This window comes from Ensifer sp. YR511, assembly GCF_900103045.1.
In the GTDB taxonomy this organism is placed as follows: Bacteria; Pseudomonadota; Alphaproteobacteria; order Rhizobiales; family Rhizobiaceae; genus Ensifer; species Ensifer adhaerens.
Genome location: NZ_FNGR01000041.1, coordinates 45,958 through 52,090, shown reverse-complemented (window position 1 = coordinate 52,090; position 6,133 = coordinate 45,958). Strand labels below are relative to the sequence as shown.

8 protein-coding genes and 2 pseudogenes are annotated in these 6,133 nt (G+C 57.7%); 5 read left to right on the top strand and 5 right to left on the bottom strand.

Going from position 1 to position 6,133, the window contains the following annotated elements:
- Nucleotides 1-304: helix-turn-helix domain-containing protein (locus tag BLU15_RS34640; RefSeq protein ID WP_143034321.1), on the bottom strand; the 304-nt coding region annotated here is incomplete at its 3' end.
- Between the two features lie 109 nt (nucleotides 305-413).
- On the opposite strand from BLU15_RS34640, the gene BLU15_RS34635 reads away from it, so the two are divergent.
- From BLU15_RS34635 to BLU15_RS34625, 3 genes and pseudogenes are all read left to right on the top strand, one after another.
- Nucleotides 414-782 carry an IS66-like element accessory protein TnpA gene (locus tag BLU15_RS34635; RefSeq protein WP_090301673.1) on the top strand — a complete coding sequence of 123 codons (369 nt, stop codon included), beginning with the start codon at nucleotides 414-416 and terminating at the stop codon, nucleotides 780-782.
- The gene (tnpB, locus tag BLU15_RS34630; protein WP_090301671.1) at nucleotides 779-1,126 is read left to right on the top strand and encodes an IS66 family insertion sequence element accessory protein TnpB; all 348 of its coding nucleotides are present in this window, start codon (nucleotides 779-781) and stop codon (nucleotides 1,124-1,126) included. Before BLU15_RS34635 ends, tnpB begins: the two co-directional genes overlap by 4 nt.
- Before the next feature lie 63 nt (nucleotides 1,127-1,189).
- Nucleotides 1,190-2,590 (top strand): annotated as a pseudogene (locus tag BLU15_RS34625) (IS66 family transposase); the annotation flags it as partial.
- Nucleotides 2,591-2,890: 300 nt separating this feature from the next.
- Here BLU15_RS34625 and BLU15_RS34620 read toward each other — a convergent pair.
- Entirely contained in the window at nucleotides 2,891-4,012 is a 1,122-nt protein-coding gene (locus BLU15_RS34620; protein ID WP_090301679.1) for an IS110 family RNA-guided transposase, read from the bottom strand.
- Between the two features lie 76 nt (nucleotides 4,013-4,088).
- Here BLU15_RS34620 and BLU15_RS34615 point away from each other — a divergent pair.
- A pseudogene (locus BLU15_RS34615) lies at nucleotides 4,089-4,307 on the top strand (transposase domain-containing protein); the annotation flags it as partial.
- Nucleotides 4,307-4,603: a hypothetical protein gene (locus BLU15_RS34610; protein ID WP_090301670.1), complete on the top strand. Its 297-nt coding sequence runs from the start codon at nucleotides 4,307-4,309 to the stop codon at nucleotides 4,601-4,603. The pseudogene BLU15_RS34615 and the gene BLU15_RS34610, both read left to right, overlap by 1 nt.
- Nucleotides 4,604-4,910: 307 nt before the next feature.
- On the opposite strand, the gene BLU15_RS34605 is transcribed toward BLU15_RS34610, so the two are convergent.
- The 3 genes from BLU15_RS34605 to BLU15_RS40430 form a co-directional block, all read right to left on the bottom strand.
- Nucleotides 4,911-5,243 carry a type II toxin-antitoxin system RelE/ParE family toxin gene (locus BLU15_RS34605; protein WP_090301667.1) on the bottom strand — a complete coding sequence of 111 codons (333 nt, stop codon included), beginning with the start codon at nucleotides 5,241-5,243 and terminating at the stop codon, nucleotides 4,911-4,913.
- Complete coding sequence (locus BLU15_RS34600) at nucleotides 5,243-5,518, bottom strand: type II toxin-antitoxin system Phd/YefM family antitoxin (protein WP_090301665.1); 276 nt, start codon at nucleotides 5,516-5,518, stop codon at nucleotides 5,243-5,245. The genes BLU15_RS34605 and BLU15_RS34600 overlap by 1 nt, the downstream gene beginning before the upstream one ends.
- A 160-nt stretch (nucleotides 5,519-5,678) precedes the next feature.
- Complete coding sequence (locus tag BLU15_RS40430; RefSeq protein WP_244546910.1) at nucleotides 5,679-6,122, bottom strand: hypothetical protein; 444 nt, start codon at nucleotides 6,120-6,122, stop codon at nucleotides 5,679-5,681.
- Between the last annotated feature and the right edge of the window lie 11 nt (nucleotides 6,123-6,133).

Below are 6,133 nucleotides of genomic sequence, written 5' to 3'. Positions count from 1 at the left end.
CGGCGAGCAGACGACCGGCGATCTGTTGCGGGGACCAAAGCGCCTTCAGCTGCTCGATCACCAATTCGCGCAATTGTGGGTGCCGCACAAGCTTCCTCAAACGCTGCCGCCGCTCTTTGCGGATATCGTCAGCAACGGTCGGGAAGTAACCGCTATAGTCGGGCAGCTCGCGATCGCGGAAGGTGTTGCGCCGGATCTCACGATAAATCGTCGATCGGTGACGACCAAGTTCGCGTGCCATTTCTTTGATCGGCAGTTTTCGTTCGACAAAGTGGAAGAGGCGGCGTCGATCGGCCAGATTCAGCTGCGAATAGGTAACCGCCCGATTGTTACCGCCTGCCGGATAGGGCCTTGATGGCCTAAGACACGTCTTTAACGACGTCGTAAGCGACGTGTCTTCGGCGAGGTATGGGATGCGTGTCGAAATTCTTGGGCAGGAACGGCGGCGTCGGTGGGGTGATGAACAGAAGCTCGACATTGTCATGTCGGTTGGAGTTTCTGGCGCTACGGTGACGGAGGTGGCTCATCGGCACGATGTGACGCGGCAGCAAATTTACACCTGGCGCAGTGAACTGAAGAAGAAGGGACTGTTGTCGCCGTCCGCGAATGCGGTGTTTGTTCCCTTGGACATGAATGCCGTGGAGATCGAGCGCGGTGAGGACCGTCAGGAACCGTCTGGGATGATCGAGTTGCGATTGAGCCGCGGTCGCAGTCTTTGCTTCGACAGCGGCGTGAATGCCGCCACCCTGACGCGTCTTATCCGGGCTGTGGAAGCGGCATGATCGGACCAGGGACGGGCGTTCGGGTGTATCTGGCTTGCGGGGTCACCGACATGCGTAAGGGAATAGAGGGCCTGGCTGCGCTTGCGCAGGATGTATTGCGCCAGAAGCCGACGAGTGGCGCAGTCTTCGCCTTTCGTGGCAGGCGTGGCGACCGTTTGAAACTCCTTTATTTTGATGGCCAGGGCTTCTGCCTGTACTACAAAATTTTGCAGAAGGGACGGTTCCCTTGGCCATCGGCGGCCGACGGAACGGCTCGGCTGACGTCTGCGCAAATGGCGATGTTATGGGAGGGCATCGATTGGCGGCGTCCGAACTGGGGTGCTCCACCGGCGCGTGTCGGTTGATTTTATCCCTCTGATTCTGCTTGTTTTTATGGATCTTCGCCCTGACTTATGGTAGTCAGGCCCATGTCGAACGCCACCCAAAATCTTCCCGATGATCCGGCCTTCCTGAAGGCAATGATCGCCGCTTTGCAGGCGGAAAACGCGAAGATGTCGGCGACGTTGCAGGCCCATGACCAATTGATCCAGTCCTTGCGGCTGCGCATCGCCAAGTTGAAGAAGCAGGTCTTCGGCAAGTCCTCGGAAAAGATCGAGCGGGAAATCGAACAACTCGAACTGGCGTTGGAAGATCTTTTGATCGCCGCGGCCGAGCGCGATACGAAGCCGATCAATGAGGCCGATGAGTCCAAGCCCGTCGCGTCGGTGGCAAACACTCCTGAAAGAATAATGCGCCGTCGTCCGCGCGTATCGGAAAAGGCAGTTCGCGAGCGCAAGGAACTCGATCCCGGCACCTGCTGCCCTGCGTGTGGCGGTGAATTGCGCCTTGTCGGCGAGGATGCCAGCGAGATCCTCGACATGATCGCCGCGCAGATGAAGGTCATCGAGGTCGCTCGATTGAAGAAGTCCTGCCGTTGCTGCGAGAAGATGGTGCAGTTGCCGGCACCCAGCCGTCCGATACCGGGCAGCATGGCAGGTGCTGGCCTTCTGGCTTACATCCTGGTCTCGAAGTTCGACGATCACCTACCACTCTATCGCCTGAACGAGATCTTCGCCCGCATGGGTGCCGACATTCCCGACAGCACGCTGGTCGAATGGTGCGGTCGCGCCATGCGGGTGCTCCAGCCGCTGATTGAGCGGATCGAGACCGCGATCATGGGCAGTGACCTCCTCCATGCCGACGACACCCCGATCCGGGTGCTCGACCATTCTCTGCGAGACAAGGGGTTGGGCAAAGGCGTGAAGAAGGGCAGGATTTGGACGTACGTCCGCGATCAGCGGCCATGGGCGGGCGCGGCTCCACCAGGTGCGGTCTACTACTTTGCTCCCGACTGGAAGGAAGACCACGTTCATCATCACCTCAGGCAGGCGAGCGGCATCCTTCAAGCCGACGGCTACAAGGGCTACGGGAAGCTTTATGAGCCTGGAGCGGATGGGACATCTCGGTTCCAAGAGGCAGCATGTTGGGCGCACTGGCGACGCGACTTCCATGACATCTGGACCTCGAACAAATCCGAGATCGCACGCGAGGCTCTCGACCGTATCGGTGCGCTTTACGACGTCGAGCGCGACATTGCGGGCCAATCTGCTGATATCCGCTTGGCCGCGCGTCAAAAACACAGCAAGGCAAAAGTCGAGGCATTGCGTGTCTGGGCCGAAGCGCAATTGACCCGCATTCCGGGCAAGGGCGAACTGGCGCGAGCCTTCCGGTACGGCCTGAGCCGCTGGTCGTCATTCTGCCTGTTCCTGGAAGACGGTCGTGTCGCCATGGACAACAATGCCGCCGAGCGGGCCCTGCGGCCGGTTGGAATTGGAAGAAAGAACTCTTATGACCATTGTCGAGGGCTAAGACGCACTTCCAAGAGCCACTCGCGACGCGGGTGGCGTGTAAGGGTTGCTTCGCGGTCGGGATGGGTCAGGGCGCCGAGTCTACTCGACGGTTGCCCAAACTCTTGTCCTGGGATTGGCTACCCAATGGTGACGATGCGTCGGAAGGCTGCCTCGATCTGGCTGCGGACATAGGACGGACCCGTCCAAATTTTTGCCCGAGGTTTCCTTCTCCGCTCTCGGCGCCCTGACCCTTCCCGATCCTTGAGTATGGATGCGGCTTTACGCTGTCGTTGAGGCCGTTGCGGCTTCAGTTCGACACGCGACGTCCCAAAGAAAACCGAGCAGCTCTCGAGCAATCGCGGTGATGGCGACGTTGCTTTTTTTGCCCGATCCCACCAGCTTCCGATAACGAGTATTCAGCCGAACCTGCGCCTTCCATGCAATGTCAATAATCGGCTGCGGGATCTCGGGACGGCGCTTGTGCATCCAGTTTCCCACCTTAACGCTACCGCGATAACACCAAGCCGCTTCAAACAACAAGGCGCGCAAGGCGGAGTTGCCTGTCTTAGTTATTCCTCGCGATCGGATAGATCCGCCGCTTGAGTGCTCCCCCGGAACGAGGCCGAGATATGCCATTAGTTTGCGTGGATTATCGAAACGCGAGAACATCCCGACCTCGGCAACCAGCGTTGCGGCAATGACCAGGCCGACACCCTTGAAAGCCTGCAAGTTCGACACAGTGTGACCCAACGACCAAGTTTGTGAAACCAGCGCAATTTGCTCTTCCAACTCTTTCTTGCGGGCTTCGGCCTGTTCCAGGCGATTGAGGTAGCTTTGAAATGCGATCTGCTGCGCTTGATGAGAAAATTGTCGATTGCGAAGCCATGTCCGATGTCTGGAGGTCCAGGACTTGGCCGGATATCGCAGGTCGTGCTTCAGCAAAAACAGCTGAACTAATGTGCGAGCCTTCCGCGCATCGTGGGACGCGACGGAACGAGCGCGCACAAGATCTCGCATCGCCTCATGCACCGGGTCCGGTACCCAGACCGATGTGAGTTCGCCCGCACGCAACAACCGCGCGAGCATTACGGCGTCGCGGGTGTCGTTCTTCTGGCGGTTGCCCGGCCGGACGGGTGTATGGCTTGGCGCGACGACCCTGCAGGCAAACCCAAGACCCTCTATCTGGCGAAAGACGTTATATCCGCACGGGCCCGCCTCGTAGGCAAACTCTAGGAGACCATGCCGATCTCCAAGCTTTCTCACTAGCTTGGAGATCGCGTCCGGTTCGTTCGCGATGGTACCAATGAGGCGAACCTCACCCAGCCTTCCCGCTTCGGCAAATGCGACGGAAATAGAGTCCTTATGGACGTCCAGTCCAATATATGCATCGTAATGACTCATGATGGATACATCCTTCTCCCGACCGAAATGGCCGCCGGCCATGCTGCCCTCAAAGCACGGCTTCGCAAGAAGAAATGGTCATAGCATCTGGCTCTTTGCTGGTGCCGATACCGGCGCGGAGACGCTGGCACGCGCCATGACGATCATCGAGACGGCCAAGATGAACGGCGTCGATCCGCAGGCATATCTGGCCGACGTGCTCGATCGCATCCACGATCACAAGATCAATAGGCTCGACGAACTGCTCCCATGGAATTGGGCACCGGTTGCCGTCATCTGCGCCGAGGCCGCTTGATGGCAACAGTCACTTATGTCCGCACCATCAAATATGTCGCCGAAATTCTTGGCGAGGATCCAGAGCTTCTTCGGGCGATCGTCAGCAACGATGACAACCTGACCTACGGCAGTATCATCAGTGTCTACAACGGCGAGGACGAATCCGTCATCGCACTGACAGACGACGGCATGGAGGAGCTGGAACAAATGCTCTCCTATGCTCGCCGCTCAACTCAGGAATGGAACGACTTCCTCGACAGCTTTGTCGACGACGAAGAACTTATCGCCCGCATCAAAGCAAAATCTCCGCGGTAGCAATCGGCCGGTTACGCGAATAGCGTCGGGACATGCCAAAATCTCCAAGGGGAAACCATTGAAATCATTGGCATGTCGCACTTCAAATTAGAATGTACCTTCTGGGCCAAGCAGATCGCATAATGTATCGACTGGAGCGTACTGTCGAACAAGCTTCAAGTCCGACCGACAAGGAGGTCTTCGAGTTTCGAGAGTAGACGAACCTAGCATTTTAGCGGCACGGTTGAGCTGCGATTGATGGAGTCGTCCGACCACAATGAGCGCAACAGAAGTCAGGCCGCGATCGGTTGACCTTGAGGGATTGTTCTCACCTTGCTGTGCGAAACAGGCGCCTTTCAAGCAATGACTGCATGTCTCGGCGCCCGTCGGCGACGCAGTAAATGATCACATCCGAGCCGAGGATCCGGTAGATCATTCGCCACGGTTTGTGGTGTAGCTCGCGGTATTCGGTGATTCCGATCGGTGCGAGTTCCTTTGGAACGTTCCCGCGAGCCGGCATATCCTCTAAGCTCGAGGCGGCCGCCTCGAGTTCGCCCAGTATACGATCTGCTGTTTCTACGCCGTCGCGGTTGGCAATGAACTGGTAGAGGTCCTCGATATCTTGTTCCGCGTCCTCGGAGAGTAAAACGGTATAAGGCATCAGGATCGGGAAACGCGTTGTCGGATCCGCTTGAATGCTTCGGATGCGCGATCGACCTTGCCCGCTTCGACTTGCTTGTTGGTGAGCGCCAGCACCTTCAACAGAGCGATTGTCTCTTGGGTTTCCTCGTAAACGGTAACATCTTGGAGCACGGCTCTTGCCTCGCCATGTACCGTGAGTACGACAGGCTCGCGATTTTCAGCCAGCGAACGAACGATCTCGGGCGCATGCGCCTTGAGATAGCTGATAGGTTTTACCTGCTGCGAGAGCTTCATACATCGGTCTCCAATTTGACCAGAAGATAGACCTTTAAATGGTCGAATGCAATCTTTTGGACTCAGCTCTGGCGGACGCTGGTCGGCTTAATATTGCTGACACATAGTGTTCGAGGTTCATATCCGTTCAAGGCGGCCACCGCTCCCAGCGATCCCGAGTTCAGTGTCGGTGCAGTTGCTTGACCTTTGCCGACTTCACCATCTTCGGGACCTTCCTCGAGATCTCTTCAAGTGTCGTCATAGCCCTGTTCACCTGCGAGAGCGTGGACGTCCGCTCGGGAGCATATCGCACGATGAGATATTTTGTGTTTGAGGACAGCGCTGCCAGGTGGGCCAGCGTGCGATTGCGAAGGACAAGCCCTGCGGCCAGTGCTATTCGCGCCCGCTCGCCAAGGTCGTGTTGAAAGTTGCGGACCGTCTCGTCATCGAGACCCCTGGCCTGAAGAAGCGCGTCCAGATAGAGCTCGATGGCATGAAGAGCCAGCAGCCTCTGCGGAAGATGGTTGGGACTGGGTGGGGCCTCACCCAGCTTGATCGCGGCGGCTTTGTATTGCGACGCCAGGTTCAAAACGTCTCGCACGCTCGCAGATTTGCCGAGGTCCATGTTGCTAGATC

Excerpts from the sequence above, each read along its gene's own strand:
- BLU15_RS34635 (WP_090301673.1), top strand. The coding sequence starts at position 414 with ATGCGTGTCGAAATTCTTGGGCAGGAACGGCGGCGTCGGTGGGGTGAT.
- tnpB (WP_090301671.1), top strand. The coding sequence starts at position 779 with ATGATCGGACCAGGGACGGGCGTTCGGGTGTATCTGGCTTGCGGGGTC.
- BLU15_RS34620 (WP_090301679.1), bottom strand. The coding sequence starts at position 4,012 with ATGAGTCATTACGATGCATATATTGGACTGGACGTCCATAAGGACTCT.
- BLU15_RS34610 (WP_090301670.1), top strand. The coding sequence starts at position 4,307 with ATGGCAACAGTCACTTATGTCCGCACCATCAAATATGTCGCCGAAATT.
- BLU15_RS34605 (WP_090301667.1), bottom strand. The coding sequence starts at position 5,243 with ATGCCTTATACCGTTTTACTCTCCGAGGACGCGGAACAAGATATCGAG.
- BLU15_RS34600 (WP_090301665.1), bottom strand. The coding sequence starts at position 5,518 with ATGAAGCTCTCGCAGCAGGTAAAACCTATCAGCTATCTCAAGGCGCAT.
- BLU15_RS40430 (WP_244546910.1), bottom strand. The coding sequence starts at position 6,122 with ATGGACCTCGGCAAATCTGCGAGCGTGCGAGACGTTTTGAACCTGGCG.